Annotated in this window: 8 protein-coding genes; all 8 read right to left on the bottom strand. The window is 45.7% G+C overall.

The annotated features are described in order from the left end of the window. Positions 1–61: 61 nt before the first annotated feature. Positions 62–3541 carry a glycosyl hydrolase gene (locus FW774_RS15095; protein WP_149349030.1) on the bottom strand — a complete coding sequence of 1160 codons (3480 nt, stop codon included), beginning with the start codon at positions 3539–3541 and terminating at the stop codon, positions 62–64. Between the two features lie 31 nt (positions 3542–3572). Then, positions 3573–4442: a glycerophosphodiester phosphodiesterase family protein gene (locus tag FW774_RS15090; protein ID WP_149349029.1), complete on the bottom strand. Its 870-nt coding sequence runs from the start codon at positions 4440–4442 to the stop codon at positions 3573–3575. Between the two features lie 276 nt (positions 4443–4718). Next, on the bottom strand, positions 4719–8096 hold the full coding sequence (locus FW774_RS15085; protein ID WP_197739870.1) for a glycosyl hydrolase: 3378 nt from the start codon (positions 8094–8096) through the stop codon (positions 4719–4721). Between the two features lie 94 nt (positions 8097–8190). Further along, positions 8191–9315, bottom strand: coding sequence for a DUF4998 domain-containing protein (locus tag FW774_RS15080; protein WP_149349028.1), 1125 nt, complete (start codon positions 9313–9315; stop codon positions 8191–8193). 27 nt (positions 9316–9342) lie between these two features. After that, positions 9343–10530: a DUF5000 domain-containing lipoprotein gene (locus FW774_RS15075; RefSeq protein ID WP_149349027.1), complete on the bottom strand. Its 1188-nt coding sequence runs from the start codon at positions 10528–10530 to the stop codon at positions 9343–9345. Between the two features lie 18 nt (positions 10531–10548). Further along, a complete protein-coding gene (locus tag FW774_RS15070) occupies positions 10549–12438 on the bottom strand; it encodes a RagB/SusD family nutrient uptake outer membrane protein (protein ID WP_149349026.1) in 1890 nt (629 codons plus the stop codon). A 13-nt stretch (positions 12439–12451) separates the two neighbouring features. Beyond that, a complete protein-coding gene (locus FW774_RS15065) occupies positions 12452–15694 on the bottom strand; it encodes a SusC/RagA family TonB-linked outer membrane protein (protein WP_149349025.1) in 3243 nt (1080 codons plus the stop codon). 517 nt (positions 15695–16211) lie between these two features. Then, entirely contained in the window at positions 16212–17729 is a 1518-nt protein-coding gene (locus FW774_RS15060; RefSeq protein WP_149349024.1) for a RagB/SusD family nutrient uptake outer membrane protein, read from the bottom strand. Positions 17730–17744: the final 15 nt, after the last annotated feature.

Here is a 17744-nt window from a genome sequence, read left to right as displayed (position 1 = left end):
GTAGCTATGCATTCTGATAGATTACGTGTGTATTCTGATATTATCTTCTTGTGAAAAATAATTATTCAGTGAATACCAGTTTTACAGGGCCGATTAAACCGGAAGGCACAAGCGGCGAATCTTTCTTCACATATTTCCAGGTGGTAAAGGTGATCCTGTCTTTTGACGGCCGTTGTTCGCCGGTCCAGACCCATTTGGGAATTTCCTTTAACTGGCTTCCTCTTGCATTTGCGCTGTACCACTTTAAATCTTCGGGTAGCTGTTCATCGCCTACCATCCGGTTCCACCAGGTATTGGTCACTTTAACTGTCAGTGTATTTTTACCGGGCTTTAACAACGATGTGATCTCAGTTTTGAACGGTGGTTTCCATAACACTCCTGCCTGGATATTATTAACCAGTACTTCGGCTAGGTTGCGTACCATACCCAGATCTAAAACGATAGTTGATCTCAACTGCTTTTTGGTAACGGATACCGTAGTAGTGTAGCTTGCCGTACCGGAAAAATATTTGATACCCGGATCCGCATTTTCTGTCCACGAACCGGCCGTTAATGTCGCTGTGGCAGGAGCGTCATAACCTTCCGGGAAACTCACCTGCCAGTTACCGGTTACAGGAATTTCAGAGCTGATTTTTTGTACTGCATGATATACCGGCAGGCCGGCAGATGCAGCATGTACCGGCTTAAATACCACAAATACAGCGCCCATTGGTGTAAAGGGAATGGTTAGCTTTATCCTGTCGCCCTGCATGCTCCACTGCGCCGGCCGGTAAACTTTCCCGGTTTCTGCATCCCACAATTCGGGAGTTTTATCTTTCACCCTGAACAGCAGCTCGCTTTCATTATCGGTAGCAACCTGGCTGGATACAAAATAAATATCGGTATCCCCCGCCCTGCGATGCGTCCAGGCAATGGCTTCTTCGCCGTTCCGGCTGCCTGTTGTTGTTTCATCAAAACCTCCCCAAACCATCGCTTTGCCCCCGGCTTTCACTACTTCCACATCGGGCGTTGCAAAAGAATGTAATAGTTCCAGGAACTCCGGAGACCAGTGGTTGGTCAGGGCGCCACTGTAACCACCTCGTGTTTTTACCAGGTATGTATTTTCAATATCGGGAACATCTTCCCATATTTTGTTCATCCAGATCAACCTGCCTTTGCCCAGCTCATGCCTGAATACGGTTTTTCCGTCGCATGCACCCCACAATTCAGCGGCGAGCTGCTCTACTTCTTTATCGCATTCCGGATAATTGGTCAGGCCCGGTGCGGTCTTTGGCCTGTCCTGGCACACTACTGTACCGCCTTTTTTTACCAGCCCGGTCAGTTTCCGGATAATGTTTGCATCCATTGCACCGTTGGTTTCAGGCAGGAACAATACCCGGTACCTGGCTCCCGAAGGGAGTGTAAAGTATCCATCTTTCCAATCCATATCCCGCAGCAGCGTTTCTTCTGATACCAGGTCATAATTGTACTGCTTATGCAAGCCTTTGGGCATCACGTTCAGCCAATTCAGGGTAGGCATTAACCCAACTACATCGGCTACATTCACGCCCTGGCTCAGCATGTACTGGCACCGGGATAAATAATCGATCCAAACTTTTCCAGGCTCCATCCACGTCTGCCCGGGAGCGAACATGGTTCCCCAGAAAAACATCGGCATACCGGGCTTAACATCTGTTCCCCACGGCTGTAACGCGGTTCCGTGTAAGATCATTTTGTTGGTACCGTTACACAAAGCCAGATCGCCTTCACGCTTTAAACCATAGGGATCCATTTTCCAGTTCCCATCATCCCAGCGACCGGTAAAGGCTTCGGTTGCTACCCTGGTTTTTCCGTAGGTATGCGCAGAGCTGGCCGCCCACCTAACCGAATGCTGGTAATGCCCTGCTGCCCAGAACTCGCCTGTTGGCACCTGTACTCTTCCGCCCATCCTTATCGGATCAAAAGGCCCAAGATAGGGTTCGGTGTAAAAATCCATATTTAATGACGCGGCTTTATTGCTTAAATGTGAGAAAAAATTTTCTGCAAAAAGATCGGTCTGGGTGAGGTACATATCGTTCAGAAAACGGCGGGTAAGGGCTGCATCGCCTACCACCTGGGACGTATGATAAGTAATCAGCCAGGGCGTAGGGTCGTATCCACGGCGCTGAATAAATTCCTGTTTGAACTTTGCCGACCATTCGGGATTGCCTACTTCCCAGCTATCAGCCTCAAACGCCTTGATGGTTGTGCCAACCAGTTGCGGAGAATCTTTTAAATACCGGCCTACCATGCCTTCAAACATTGCATCCACCGCATCCTTATCTAATTTATCGCACTCCAAACCTTTACCACCAACGGGTGCCGGATGGTTAAAGGCCAGGGCATTGCGCATGGCATAACGCCGTATTTTCCAGGTTCCGGCAGGCACAGTCCAGTCTAACCGGCCATTCTTAAACAGGGAAGTAAGATCAATGATCTCCCCGGGTTTTATTACTGCTTTATCCGGGTAAGCCAGCACGGCAATATCAGCTGTAAAATACTGGTCGCCGGGCTGCTCTAAGGCGAAACTGTTATCTGCATCGGCAAAAATAGTTTTACTGCAATTATCGGTTAAGGCTTTGGCCGAATATTCATTTCGCTCAAGCGATGTGGAGGCTGTTACCTCTGCATTTGAAGCTATATTCCGGTAGCCTTCCATCACTTCTATTTCTGCCAGCGACAGCAGGTATTGCTTTGAACTGCTACGATAGTTTTTGAGCGTGGTAAGTCGGATATACCGGCCGTGTCCTTTCCCCTTTATAACCAGAGCCGTTGTCCGTGGAGCCGGAATGTCGGATGTAGTTTTGTAAAATGTACGACAATCGGAAAAATCAGCCTTATCGGCTGTTTCTATCATGAATTGTACCGGGAAGCCATAGCCCAGGATATCGCCATTATTAAACGGATGAAGAATAACCCGGTCAATACTGCTGTTTTCAGGCAGTGTTAGTTGTACCCATTGCGGTTTATCCTGCGAGCCGGGACTTGAATGATAGGCCATACCTAAATTAACCGGGCCTTCGGTGAGCAGAAGTTTAATACGCTTACCCGGACCGGTAATTACTTCGGTTTCGGTATAGGCAATATGCTGCACCGACTGCTCTGGTTTAACCCACGGCCCTGCACTGTGACACCAGCCCGGACCAAGCTGTGTACACATGCTTAAACCCAGACGACTGGCCTCCCCGGCAGCGAATTTCCACATGCTAAAAAATTCCGGTGTTTGTGAAACAACCGGATTGGGCATGTTGTGCTTCTCCCATAACAGGTAAGCGCCGCCTCCGTTTGAGAAACGTGATTCATCACCAATCAGCATGATCAGCGTTCCGCGGATGCCGTATCTTTTAAAATGTTCCAGGTCTGATGTAATTCCTTTTTTGGTTATCAGGTCGTTCATCCAATCCCAGAATATCCAGGGACGATACTCATCTGCGGGATTGGAAAACTTTTGCAACTCCTGGCTATAACCGGAAAAACGCAAACAGGTAAGAAAAAGCAGGGCAATTATATAGTTTGACTTCATGGCTAATGTTGTTTGTTATAAATCAAGGATACTACAATAGGTTGGGATAATCGGAAATGATACCGTCAACTCCGAGCTTTTTTAACTGGTCAATTTCCTCTTTGGTATTCACTGTCCAGGGAATTACTTTTATTTTCTTTTCATGACAGGCTTCCACCAATTGCCGATTGACAAGCTTATAGTATGGGCTATAGATCTCCGGTTTAAACGAAAGCCTTTTCAGGGCTGCTTCCAGGTTCTTACGCGAAGCGCCAACCAGGTACGAAATTTTTATCTTACCGGGATAATCGCGATGTACGGTTTCGAGCATCCCCAGATCAAACGCCTGGAACATCGACCGTTTTTCAATTTTCCTGGAAAGAATGATATCCATCATCCGTTTTACAAAATCTGTCCTAAAGGAATCGGAAATAGTATAAGCCGGGCCAGGCTGTATATTGTAACGGGCTTTAACATGCTTTGATTTTGCATAGGCCTCTACCGAATCTACCAGTTCTGAAAATAAGGGAATGACTGCCTTCATCTTTTTCTGTTCCGGAAATTCCGGATGCAGCTTCGTACCAATATCATATTTCCTGATCTGGCTATAGGTAAGATCTTTCAGCATCAGGCGCTTTTCATCGGCTTTTGTCAATATCTTTCCATTGGTATCCAGTCCGAAAACAGATGAGATGTTGGGCTCATGCGACACGACCAACTGGCTGTCTTTCGTTATGTAAAGATCCATTTCTAAGGTACAGCCCCAGTCGATGGCATTTTTCATGGCTGCTATGGTATTTTCCGGCATCAATCCGCGGCCTCCGCGATGCGCCTGTTTGTCAAATTTATGCTGTGCATGAGCAGCTACCGGAAGCAAAAGCACCCATAGCCGGAAAATTGTATGATATGTTATATACTTCATTTTTATCAGGGATATTATTGACTTTTTAAGCTTCGGGAAGATACATCCAGGTTAAGGTTCAAACAAAGGTTAAGAGTCTATTTACAGGTTTAATAAGAACATGCTTAAATTTTATAGGTTCTAAATGGACGGTGAAGACACCGGTCCATGGCTTCAGAGTTAAGAGTCTATTTATAGGTTATAAGATGCACTTATAAACTTATAAACCCTATAAACCTATAAACCTATAAACCTATAAACCTATAAACCTATAAACTTTAGCAACATATTCCTTCATTAATAACTAAGCTGCACTATATTAACCGGCCCCAATAAACCTGCCGGCAATAATGGCCTGCCTTTCATCTCTACCGGCGATTTAACCGTCCAGGTTATACGCTTATTTTCCGGCAATTCCGCATCTCCGGTTAAGCGGTTGGCCCAGGTATTGGTTACTTCTATTTTTATTTCATTCGTACCCGGTTTTAATGCTTTACTGATATTTACCCGGTAAGGAGCCGTCCAGGCAACGCCGCAGTTGATGCCATTCACATATACTTCGGCCAGGTTGGCCACTTTGCCAACGTCCAGCCATATATTATCAGATCCCTTGCTATTTTTCCAGTTAAATTGCTGCGTATACGTGGCTGTACCGGAATAATATTTCACCGCGGTGTCCGTACTGTTACGCCAGTCATCAAGCGTATTAAAGGTTTGCTGCTTTGACGGGCCACCGTATTCAGGATTAAACATCACCTTCCAGGGTTTATCTAATTTCATTACCGAAGTTATTTCAGGCCAGTTTGCACTTTTACCCGCAACACCGTTATCGCCATGCTTCATTACGATAAATATGGAACCGTTGGCTTCCAGCTTTAACGGCAGCACCGTTCTCCCTGCTTCCTGCTTCCAGCTCGAAGCATATCGTGTTTCCGCGGTCAGCGGATCCCATAACTGCGGCGCTCCGCCCGATGCCCGCGTAGAAACGGTCAGCATACGGGATCCGTTCCGTTGGTTAGCTATAAAATAGATATCGAAACCGGCACCTGCCCGGTGTGTCCATACCATATCCGGGGCTATATGACCATGCTCATCCGTACAAATAAAATCTCTTGGAATGTTCAGCCTGTCAAATGTGCTATCCCGGTATACTCCCGGATATACGTTCAGTCCAGACATGGCATTTAACTGCGAGAGTGCCTGGTTCAATTGCTCTGCATTATCATTCATACCGGCCAATTTTGCGGAAGGCTGATTGATGATAATGGAGGCTCCTGCCCTGGCCAGTTCAAGCAGCTTCCGGGCAACGTTTACAGACATCACGCCATCAGGCGATAGGGATTGTATGCCAGGTATTACCAGGGCGCCATAGCTCATGCCATTTGCAAATTCTACCCTGCCATTTTTTACTTTGGCTAACCGCAGCAACGCATCGGGATTGAACGAATCATACGCGTATCCCCGCAAGGGATCTATCCATTTTTCTGGATACGGCAGATTGGCTGACGCAGGTACGCCTTCGGTAACGATACGCATGGGAATTCCTTTATTTTCAAGACGCTGCTTTTCCTGGTTAACCCGTTCCTGCCCTACAACACCGGGAAGTATATCTACCAGCTTTTCCGGCAATACGGCCCGTCTTGGGATCTCCTCGCCGGTAAATACGGCAATATCAGCGACAGGTTTGCCTTGCTGCAACATATACTGGCAGCGCTTTATGTAGTCAATCCAGGCTCTTCCCGGCTTCCACCAGGTTTGATCCCGCTGGAAATACAGGCCAATGCCATCCAGCGTCATACCGGGCTTACGGTCTATCCAGGGATTATGGGCATTCACATGCAGCGCATACCGGTTAATACCGATGGCAAAGCTTCGGTCTGTTAATGTTTTCAGCATAGCGGGATGCTCATCCCACATCAGCCGAAGCTCAGTAAAGGCTTCAGACTGAATAATATTTTTCCCGTAAATGTGCCCGCCGGAAACGGCATCCAGAACATCGTTAGGCTTATCATGTGTGGGACTGCGATACCAGAATTCACCCATCGGGATATCTACCTTACTAAAATGCAGCATGCCATCGCCGGTCATGGTTGGGGCTGTCGCCTCGGCGCTGAAGCTGCAACCTTTTTCATGCGCCAGCTTGCTTAACGTACCAAAGAAATTGTCTGTTGTCAGTTCGGCTATGGTCTGGCGCAGATCATTCAATACCCGTTCTGATACGTCTGCACTCTGCACCGGCACTCCGGCAACGACCGGTAAATAATCCAGGATGTCATATCCCCGCCGTTTTTTGAACCCGGCAGCAAATACCGGCGACCAGTTCTGGCTGCCGCACTCCCAGCTATCTACATGGAACATGCTGATGATCTGCTTTACCTGGGCCAGGCTGTTTTGCTTTAAGGCTTCGGCAAACCAGCCGTTGAATTGTGCCCTGGCCGCTTCAGGATTAAATTTATCACATTCAAGCCCACGAGCTCCACCCGCCGCCGCATTCTGATGTCCGGTTGAGGTGTAGCCCATACGCAATATGTTCCATTTTCCGGGAGGAACTTTCCAGCGAAGACGCCCGTCGGCAGTTACATATTTTGAAATGTTGATTATACGGTTTAGCGGTATACAAACGCTATCGGGCAATTGCTGTGCTGTTGAACGCTTACTTACACGCCAGGTTGCGGCACTTTTCCCTTCGAACTGATGGATCTTCGGTTCGGCAGAAAAGACAATTTCCTGCACGCTTAGTTCCGGCGCCCATTTAGCGTAGTCAAGCTCTTCTGAACCCGGTTCTGAGCCCGTTGCATCATAAACCAGGCGAAAATAACGGGCCTTTACCTCACCAAGGCTATGGGTTACCGGCTCATCCATATCCTGCCACCCGTGACGCGGGGCCTCCAGCCTGCCTATTGATCTAAAGTTCTGACCATCATCGCTTACTTCCAGCATCAGCCGCATGGCCTGGTAATTCTTATTGGCCCTGATCACCAATGACCGGGCACAGAATGGCCGCTCAAATTCAAACCGGAGCCAGCAGTTATTTTTACTGGTAAAACTTTTTTTGTTTCCAGCCTTCGCCAGGTACTGCACATTCCCGCCTGTGCTGCTTGTAACTTTAGGGATTGCTGCGATTTCTTTTACCGGTACAGGATAGGCGTATACGGCAATATCCTGGTAATAGTTTTTGTATGCCCGGGGCCTGGACAGAACGGTATCTATTTCCCCCTGCCCGACCTTGGTTTTTGTCCATACCACGTGCTGCATAGATAACTCGGGAGTGATCCACGGCCCCCCGGCAAGCGCCCAGCCATCGCAGGGTGTCATGGCGATCTTAATGCCATTTCTACCGGCTTCGGCAAGAGCAAAGCGTACCATCTCCCACCATTCCGGCGAAAGCGGTACAACCGGCGGATCAATATAGGGCGGATCGTTTGTACCCCGCACTGTCATTAAATAGGCTCCGCCAATGCCTGCTTCTTTCATGGCTTCCAGATCTGCTGTAATGCCTGCACGGGTTACGGCAGAACGCATCCAATACCAGTATACCCAGGGCCTGGCCTCTTCCGGCGGATGCATGAATCCACCTTTCAAATCGGGGAAAGAGCTGGTTTGCGCATGAACAGGTAACAGGCTGGCCAAGCAGCTTACTAATAAGCTAAAAATTATTGCATGTAGTTTAATCATCTCTCCTGATTCCGGATTATGCTATTTAGCCGGCAACCTAATAAGGTTGACCGGCTAAATAGTTTTTTAAATTAACCGGAGGTTTTACCCACCATTATTCCTCATAGCCGTATACCGTAAACTCGGCTAAATTAGCATAAGCATTCGGCCCTTTGGTTGCATATATCCTGATATGCCGCATCAGGGGAATGTCTGAAAGCGTAAAGCTTTGAGTAGGATCTTTCTGAATTAAGGTAAACGAATTATAACCTGACCAATTGGTACCATCCATACTACCCTGTATGGTAAACTCTGTAAAGGTGTTGGTTACACCGGGCCTGCACGTTAGCTCTACCCGTGTTATCCGGTAGGTTTTGGCCAGATCTACTGCCAGCCAGTGAGGAAATCCGGGAACGGGGGCCGGTGTGTGATGGGTATGCCAGAACGTACTGATATCATCATCAAAGGCAAACTGAGGCGGGCCACCCTTGGGGAGCTGCGAAGTTTTAGCATACGAGTCTGTAGTAACAGCCAGGCCAGCCTTGGGTATCTTAAATGCCACATGCTCTGTCCTGTAGGCTGTATAGAACGTATCTAAACTAATGCCGGTGGGCACATATAACGTTCTGTGCTCATAGGTTGTACCGGGCTTATAATCATTGATGGCCGATAGCGTTTCGGTTGCCAGGATCCTTTTAACCTTAACCTGGCCGTCAGTAGCAGTATAACGCATCTCTGTGGCATACGCCCCGCCGCTGACATTGGCATTAGCCCACGTAATATTCAGTATGCCATCCTGATCTGTCTCGCTTCTTGACGGAGGCCGTGTAACCAGCAACGATTCATACTTCGTGCCGAAACTTTCTCCCAGAAGCTCAACAGGAACTGATGAATGGCCCTTATCATCGTAAGTAGTGGCAATAAATGAATAGCGTTTCTCATCCAGGTTATTGATAATGACGCTAATGGTATCGCCTGTAGCCGGTATGGATACGATAACAGAATCCTGGTTATTATTCCAGGTTATCTTTGCCCGGGTTACATTTGGATCTGTTCCTCTCAGCCAGGCGATCTTGATCCGGTTACGTCCGGCATATACAACCGGTGAGGTAACTTTACCAGTATAGGTTATCCCTCCGGGGATAACGAACTGCTTATAAGTGCTGTCCATTTTTTTACAGGAGATGGATCCGCCTGTTACTATAAGCAGCAATGACACATATATAATTACTCTTTTCATGCCTTTATTCTAATTATTCATCGAAATTTAATCCTGTATCTCACCAAATAAAGTAAGCTCACCAATCACCACCTGGCCGGTACTACTATAGGTTTCTAAGGTTTTAAACCGGATAAACCGATAAGCAGCGGGCTGGTCGGTAAATTCAAAATCCTCGCCCAGGAAATTGCCATAGTTTTTATCTTCTGCCGTGGTTTGTCCTAATGGTAAACCCGATGGCTTATACGATTCAAATGTTCCCAGAAGCACCCAATTATCAAAACTTCCGTCTGATGCGGGATTATTTGATCCCCACAGCTCAAAGCGCTTCACCGCCGAGCCGATATACAAATGCGAGGTAGGGGCCTGGTGCTCTTTAAAGCGGCTTATCTGGACTTTATGTCCCAGGTCAATGGTAAACCATTGAGGGATAGGCGAGCCATTAGGTGACGCAAAGCAGTTAGATCCAAGCACATCCCATTTTCCATCCCATAATTTTGTTTTGTAATAAGTGGTCAGGTTAGGGATATCGGTTTTCAGATTGGCATCTTTCCAATCATTCTTAGGAATTTCTATTTCAAACTTAGGCGTCAGATTTTTAATCAACGTGTCTGATTTATTATTCCACCGGTCGCGAACCAATACGGCAAACCGCTTTTCTACAGACTGCATTCCTCTTACCGAAAATTTTCCGTTTGGCGCTGCCGTATAATATGTGTTTAATGACGACCAGGTATTTTTACCGGTAGTATCAACCATTAATTCAACGGCGATATTCGCCCTGGTTGTATTGGTAAAAGACACCGTTACTCCGCCAAAGGCGGATATTATTTCCACTGTTTTAAATATCGATACCACGGGTGGCGTTAACGGCTTTACCGTAATACTAACCGGGTCTGAGGCTTTTTCATTTTTACCTACGCTGAATAATTTTACCTCATGTGTCAGCGTGTCTCCAAAGCCAACCAGCGCTAAGGTATCTGAATAAACAGATGACCGTGCCTCGCGGGTAACTCCCGGCTGGATATCATAAATTGCTTTTACATAAGCCAGGTTAGGATCTTTTGGAATTTTATAGGTTATTATAGCCCCTCCTTCAGTGCCTTTGGTCTGTATATCTGTAATTTGTGCCGGTGCCGGTGCATTTTCGTCAATATGATCTAACCGGCCTTCTTTTGAACAGCTATATCCCATGATCATAATGGCGAATAGCGTAACGATAAGATAGCTTTTCATGTTCGTTTATTTTTTAGGTTACCATCCCAGGTTTTGAACCAGGTTTCTGTTAACTTCAATATTTGAATCTTTAATTGGCCAGAAATAATCCTTTGTGCCAAAGGTTTGATTAAATATGGTAACCGGCCGGTAATAATCGGGAGCAGTTGTTTGCTGCAGATCCCAGCCGGTAATTGGATTATTTAATTCTTTTTCGGCTTCTTTCCAGCGACGCAGATCCCAGAAGCGCTGCGATTCGAAAGCTAATTCTATGAGCCGTTCCCGGTGGATAATTTCACGCATACCGTCCCGGGTGGTGTATTTTGCGGGGTTAGTAGAGAAATTGCTCCAGGACGATTCTACTGATTCAAGCCCTGCCCGTTCGCGTACCTTGTTAATATACTCATACACTTCGGTTCCCGGGCCTTCAGACTCATTTAAGGCCTCTGAATAAAGCAGGTACAGATCGGCCAGACGGATCAATGACCACGGATAATTGGTTATCGAGTAATTGGTTCCTGTTCCGATAACGTTTTGAAAATGCACGTATTTTTTAATGTAATATCCCGTAACCGTACCAAAATTTAGTTTTCCGTAGCCGTTACGCTCCTTATATTTCGCTTCCAGGTAAAACAGATCTTGCGAATCATCGTATCTGCCCTGCCCGTAATAGATTCCTTCATCAAAACCCAGATCGGCATAAAACCGGGGTTCACGGTCAAAATTCAGTACGGCAGAAAGGGAATCCTCTTTTATTAATAGTTTTTCTGCACTGGTAGACCGGCGCAGACCATATCGGCCATTATAATCGTATGTTTTGTCTTCAGTAATTGGAACACCATTTTTTGAATAAAACATCTCTACGATTTTCAATGGCGGAGAGAATTCACCTCTAACAACAGTTCCATCCAATAAGGTCGGATCCCACCAGGTAGCAGCGAGCTTTTGCAGATTCGTAGTGGCAGCAATGGTTTGCGTATTTGCCCAGATAATTTCACTGTTCCACTTTTCGGTAAAACTGTTACGAATGCTCAGCTGCGTGGTAATGGTTTGAGATAAATTATACTGCGAATAACTGGGATTATACTTGTATAATTTCATACCTACCTGGTGACACAAGTCGATGGCTTTTTTGCAGGCTGCAGCGGCCGAATCCCATTTTACTTTTGAATACGTTTGATTAAACAGCTGCGTTCCGTCAGGATTTTTAAGGGTCGACTGATCTGTATTTCCGTTAAATAACGGGCTGGCAGCCGTTACCAATACCTTCGCTTTAAATGCCAGTGCAATGGCTTGGGTGATCCTGCCGGATTCACTCCCCGGATCGGTAATTGTTGGAGGCAAATTAGGTGTAGCTTCATTAACCAGCTGAACGATATAATTGAAACAACTGTCTACCGGGTCACGAAACACCTTTACTTCTTCTTTATCAGCATCAACAGGCAGGTTCTCCCTGATCAGCGGGATCGGGCCGTACATTCTGACCAGATAGAAATGATAGTACGCTTTCAGAAACTTCACTTCAGCGATCCAGCGCTCTCTTTCTGCTGGATCCAGGTCGGGAACCCGGCCGATATTTTCTAGGAAGATATTGCAATCGCGTAGCGCCCGGTAGTATTTTGTCCAACGGTCTCCCAACGGAGAGATTTTATTTTGCGTACCTTTTGCAATGCCAAAATAGGCTCCCTTGGTGGCTACGTCCCAAATTTCATCGCCTCCTAAAATACCCGGATCATCCGACAGATCTGATTCTACAGGCATATAGGAATAGCAGGTGAATAAATATTTCTGGGCCTGCGAACGCATGGTAAATGCATTATCGATGGTGGCTACGTTATCCGGCACTACATCCAGAAATTTCTTACAGGCGCCCAGGGCCAATACTGTAACGAGTATGATGGCTAATCTGATTCGATATAGAGTTTTCATGTTTTGCACTGTTTTAGTTAAAGGTTACATTCAAACCAAGGTTAAATACTCGTTGCAGCGGGTAGCCGAGTCCGTTACCGCCCATCTCTACATCCCACAGCTTGAATTTGCTGAAATTCAACAGGTTAGAAGCATTGACGTACACCCTGAACACCGAAGTGCTGATACGTTTCTGTAATTTTTTAGGTAAGGTATAACCCAGCTCTACACTTTTTAAGCGAAGAAAAGATCCGTCACGCATAAACCAGGTGCTTACCTGTGTATTATTGGCATTGTTTTGCGGGCTGAGCCGTGGCCATAAGGCATATACATCGCGTGAGTCTTCAGACCAGTGACTATCGGCGTAAGCTTTTAATAATTGATTATTCAATGTTCTTCCGGCCAGTATACCATCTTCAATTTCGCTGTCACTACGGTAGGATACAAACGGCGCTGTAGCCTCAGCATCTATCCAAAACGACTCGTTAGCCAATCCCTGGAAAAATCCGCTGAAATCAAAGTTTTTATATCCTACAGAAAAACCAAATCCGTAAACTATCTCTGGCAAGGTTGGATTCCCAATGGGCACCATATCGGCCTGCGTAATCTGTCCATCTCCATTTACATCGGTATACTTAATATCACCGCCCCTAACCGGGAAATTTCCTCCAAAGTTTTGCAGGGGCGAATTTGCCGCTTCGGCATCATCAACAAACAGTCGCTCTGCAACATAGCCGTAGCGCTGGTTAATGGAATATCCTACACGACTGCGATACCATTCGGCATATTCAGGTTCCTCATAAACCCGGTATTTACTGGTAGCGTATGTAAAGTTGCCTCTTGCTGAAAACCAGAAGTCTTTATTTAGTGATTGCTGATAATCAAGCGATATATCTGTTCCACGACCGGTTGCCTCACCAATGTTTGCACTAACCGTAGAAGAAAGGCCCATGGTTACCGGAATAGAGGCCCGGTCCATGAATATATTCTTACGCACTTCTGAATAGTACTCTGCATTGATGTTCAGCTTATTGAATAAGCCCAATTCCAGGGCAATATTCTTTTTATAAGCCCGTTCCCAGGTTATTTCGGGGTTTGAGTATCTTCTAACCGTTACCCCATTCACAGTGTACATGGCGCCAAGACCATTTCCAAAGGTGGCTGATTTGGCAGCATCGTTCATGTTCACATCCGACAGGTACAGAAAACGGTCTTCCGGATCAGCGATAGCTTCATTTCCGATTACCCCATAAGTAGCCCGCAGCCGTAAATTGTTTACAACGTGCTTCCATTTTTCAAAGAATTTTTCGTTGGATATGGACCAGGCTACACCGGCAGCCGGGAAAAAGCCGTAACGTTTATCTTCAGAAAAACGCTCTGAGCCGTTATAACCAAAGTTAAATTCGGCATAGTAACGGTTATCGTAGGAGTATGTTGCCCTTCCTGATAAGCCAACGTTTCTTACCGGAAGCGACAATTGCAGGCTGCCTGCGTTTGCAGCTACGTTATTACGCATCATATACACTAATAGCCCGCTTAATCCATGTTTGCCGAACTCACGGTTATAATTAAACATAGATTCGAGGTAAAACGTAGAATTGATCAGCTTATCACCTTCGCTATAGCCCAGGTATTCTGTACCTGTGGTTTCGTTCAGGTTGGTTATGGCATAGGTATTATTTAGCTGATCATAACCGGCAAGCGCATATAAGTAAGGATTATAGCTGCGGCTTACATCAAAATATGAATTCCGGTTGGTATTCACCATAGTTCTGAATGATAAACCTTTAGTGATTTTTGACAGATCCTGCTTCAACTCTACCTGGGCCAGCATCAATGACCGGGAATAATCTTTATATCCTTTGGTCATATCGGCATACGGATTCAGGTAGCTTCCATCTCCGTAATTACCATACATAATGTGCTTTACAAACTGATGCTGATCATCTATAGGGTAATAAGCCGGGAACAATGTAGGATTAGCCCGCATAATTTTGCGGTACATGCCTGAACCGCCGTCAATGGGTCCGGTATAATCATCAAAATTACCACTTAACCTGACAATCATATTAGTGGTTTTAGTTACGTCGATGGTAACGTTACTACGCAGGGTATAGCTTTTCAGGTCAATATTATTGTTGAAGTTATTGCGTGGGTCTACCCTAAGGATACCGTTATCTTTATTAGCAGAGCCGGACACGAAATATTTGGCTACACCGCCGCCGCCACTTATGTTCAGGTTTGCCCGCTGCGTGCTGGTATGTTTTTTAACCAGCATGTCCAACCAGTTATTGGCAGGATAAATAATTGAATTTTTGCCGCTGGCAGTATTCGCTATCTTATCATCCGAATAAATGGTACCCAGCAGCGGGTCTCGTGTCAGATTGGCTTCGTTAGCCAGTTTCATATACGTTATCGGGTCGGCAAATTCAATGTTTTGCGTGGGCGATGAAATGGAGTTCTCCAGGCGAAACGCCAGCTTGGCTTTGCCCACAGCACCCTGCTTGGTGGTTACCAGGATAACACCATTAGCGCCACGGGCGCCATATACCGCTGTCGATGTGGCGTCTTTTAATATCGAAAAGCTGGCGATATCATCCGGCTGCAACCTGGCCAGGTCGGTTGTGGTTAATTCCATACCATCAATCAGGATCAACGGTGATGTTTTATAACCAAACGTAGTAACGCCACGCACAAAGAAATCTGCATTATCCTGGCCCGGCTCGCCGCTGCGCTGGTATGCAATAATACCTGCTGCCTTGCCGGCTAAGGCCGTAGTAAGGTTGCTCGATGGAACTTTCAGATCCTTCACGCTCACCGATGTTACCGAGCCCACCATGTCGGTACGCTTTTGCTGGCCGAAAGCTACCACAACTACCTCTTCCAGATTATTGCCTACCGCTTTTAAGGTAACATTGATCACTTCCTTACCTTTAACCGGAATCTCCTGCGGGGTATATCCCACCATTGAAAATACCAGCACGGCATTATCATCCGGAACATCCAGGATGTATTTCCCGTTTAAATCTGTAGTGGTACCGTTGGTAGTGCCTTTTACCTTAACCGATACCCCCGGCAGCACATCTAATGAATCCCGCACTGTACCGCGGATTTCTTTTTTTAGCATTCCATCATTGGATTCTTTTTTATGCGATATGCCTGTTTCAGTGCTATTACTACTCAAAAACACTATTGTACTGTGCTTCTGAGCAGGGTAAGCAGTACCGCAAAAAAGAAATACCCACAAAAAAATGAATGGTAGTACCCTTTTTCTCATAATAAAAAAGTTTATAGATTATAGATTTATAAATAAATGATAGATGAACTCTCCCGTTTCTGTGAGTGTGATCTTCTGAAGCAGAGATGAAGGCTAAATAAAGCCTGTATTATTTTTATTTGGTATGTGACTGTTCAGAGCGAATACAAGATGCCGCAGAGGCCGGATGTTGTGATAACATCCTGTTCTCAAGTAAAATTTCCGGTTCATAACTTATGGTTTAAATAGTTAGTTAATAAACTGCGTAAGCAGTTTCGTGCTGTTAGTGTCATAAAATTAGATGAAGTGTGATCGGTATCTGTTATGTACTATCCTGCCTGCTAATTACCGGAGAGGCTATTAAATAAGCATTAAGTAACCATTATATTATTTCCACCAGGTTTATCATGAAATACAATACCGTGAGAGAAAATAAAAAGGCTCTCCCGATAGGCGGGAGAGCCCGATAAACTAATTATAACCAGGGTAGATGTTAAGAGAGAAAAACTTAAACCAGTCAGACAAAGCAATTTATTCTTTAAAAATATCCCGGATTTTGGGGGAGCAATTTAGGATTCACACCTATTTCAGCGTCTGGTACAGGGAACAGCAGATTGTGATTATCAATGGTTATTCCAAAAGCATTCATCACGCTGATTGCCCGGCCTGTTCTGAGCAGATCTTCCCACCGGTGATTTTCAAAGGCTAATTCAACCCTGCGCTCGTGGTAAATAATTTCGCGTAAAGCATTCGGGTCTGTTGTAGTGATGGGGCTCACTCCTGCTCCAAAGGCCCTGTCACGCACCATGTTTAAATACGTTAACGCTTGCGATGATTTGCCGGGCTGCTCATTCAGCGCTTCGGCCAAAAGCAGCAGTGCATCAGCATAACGGTAAATCGGAAAATCATCACTTGACCCGGTTGCGTTGGGCAATGGTGAATGTAAATACTTTTTAATGTAAGGCACACCGACCTTGCCGGGAGCCGGGGTATAATTAATAATACTTTTAACTGCCGAATAAGTAAAATAATCGCTGGCATTATATGTTCCCTCGGCTATACCGATAGAAGCATCCAAACGCTTGTCATTCGGTTCAAAATCATTGATCAGATTTTGAGTGGGGGTATTCCAGCCACCGGTGCTGGTGTTATTTACAGTAATACCGGTCAATAATTTGGTATCTGTACTTCTTGGAATAAAATGAAACGATAGCGGGTTTGGTGTTGAACCGGTTACCGTACCGCCCAAAAACTGGATCTCGAAAATGGATTCTTTACTGTTCTTATTGGCAGGATTAAATACATCGGCATAATTAGCATTTAAAGCATAGCCCATTGTCAGCAAATTCCTCAACAGTTGTTCTGCATCAGTCCATTTTTTTTGTGTAGCATACACTTCGGCCAGCAACATGGTTGCAGCGCCTTTGGTTGCAACGCCGGTTTGCGGGAACGCAGGTGCAGGCAGCTCATTAATTGCATCTTTCGCATCCGCAATGATCTGGGCATATACCTCGTCTACCGACGAACGGGGTATGAACGCATCATCGGCCCTGGTTACTTCGGTGGTGAATAACGGCAGGGGGCCAAACAAACGCACCAGCTTGAAATAATTTAATGCCCGTAAAAATTTAGCCTGTCCGTCAAGATTGGTCTTTGTGGCTTCGGGAATATCGGCCGCAGACAATTTACCGATTATAATATTACACCTGGAAATGCCCTTATAGCTATGCTCCCAGGTTGCTGCCGCATAAGCATTGGTGGACGTGTTAGTAAAATCAGAAATATTTTCCCGCTCAATGTAAGCGGTACCCCGGTTAGAAGGTATAGGCTGATAACCGGTATTATCCGAGTGCATTTCTGAAGTAAAATAATCATTTACCAGCACATCCCTGAGCGGTGCATACGCTGCAACAACAGCAGACTTGAACTGCTCTTCGGTTTTGTAAAATACCTCATCGGTATAAGAGTCCTTAGGTTTTAAATCAATAAAATCTTTATTACAGGATGTTGCCGCTGTTAGTGCCAACAAGGCAAACGCTATAACTGTCTTTTTCATAACTTTGATCATATA

Source organism: Pedobacter sp. BS3 (genome assembly GCF_008274585.1).
Taxonomy (GTDB): Bacteria; Bacteroidota; Bacteroidia; order Sphingobacteriales; family Sphingobacteriaceae; genus Hufsiella_A.
Note: the sequence above shows the minus strand (reverse complement) of the source record. Positions and strands in the feature narration are given on the sequence as shown.

What these genes read in the sequence shown, in the direction of transcription:
- FW774_RS15085 (WP_197739870.1), bottom strand. Translation starts at nt 8,096, where the DNA reads ATGATTAAACTACATGCAATAATTTTTAGCTTATTAGTAAGCTGCTTG.
- FW774_RS15075 (WP_149349027.1), bottom strand. Translation starts at nt 10,530, where the DNA reads ATGAAAAGCTATCTTATCGTTACGCTATTCGCCATTATGATCATGGGA.
- FW774_RS15095 (WP_149349030.1), bottom strand. Translation starts at nt 3,541, where the DNA reads ATGAAGTCAAACTATATAATTGCCCTGCTTTTTCTTACCTGTTTGCGT.
- FW774_RS15065 (WP_149349025.1), bottom strand. Translation starts at nt 15,694, where the DNA reads ATGAGAAAAAGGGTACTACCATTCATTTTTTTGTGGGTATTTCTTTTT.
- FW774_RS15070 (WP_149349026.1), bottom strand. Translation starts at nt 12,438, where the DNA reads ATGAAAACTCTATATCGAATCAGATTAGCCATCATACTCGTTACAGTA.
- FW774_RS15080 (WP_149349028.1), bottom strand. Translation starts at nt 9,315, where the DNA reads ATGAAAAGAGTAATTATATATGTGTCATTGCTGCTTATAGTAACAGGC.
- FW774_RS15090 (WP_149349029.1), bottom strand. Translation starts at nt 4,442, where the DNA reads ATGAAGTATATAACATATCATACAATTTTCCGGCTATGGGTGCTTTTG.
- FW774_RS15060 (WP_149349024.1), bottom strand. Translation starts at nt 17,729, where the DNA reads ATGAAAAAGACAGTTATAGCGTTTGCCTTGTTGGCACTAACAGCGGCA.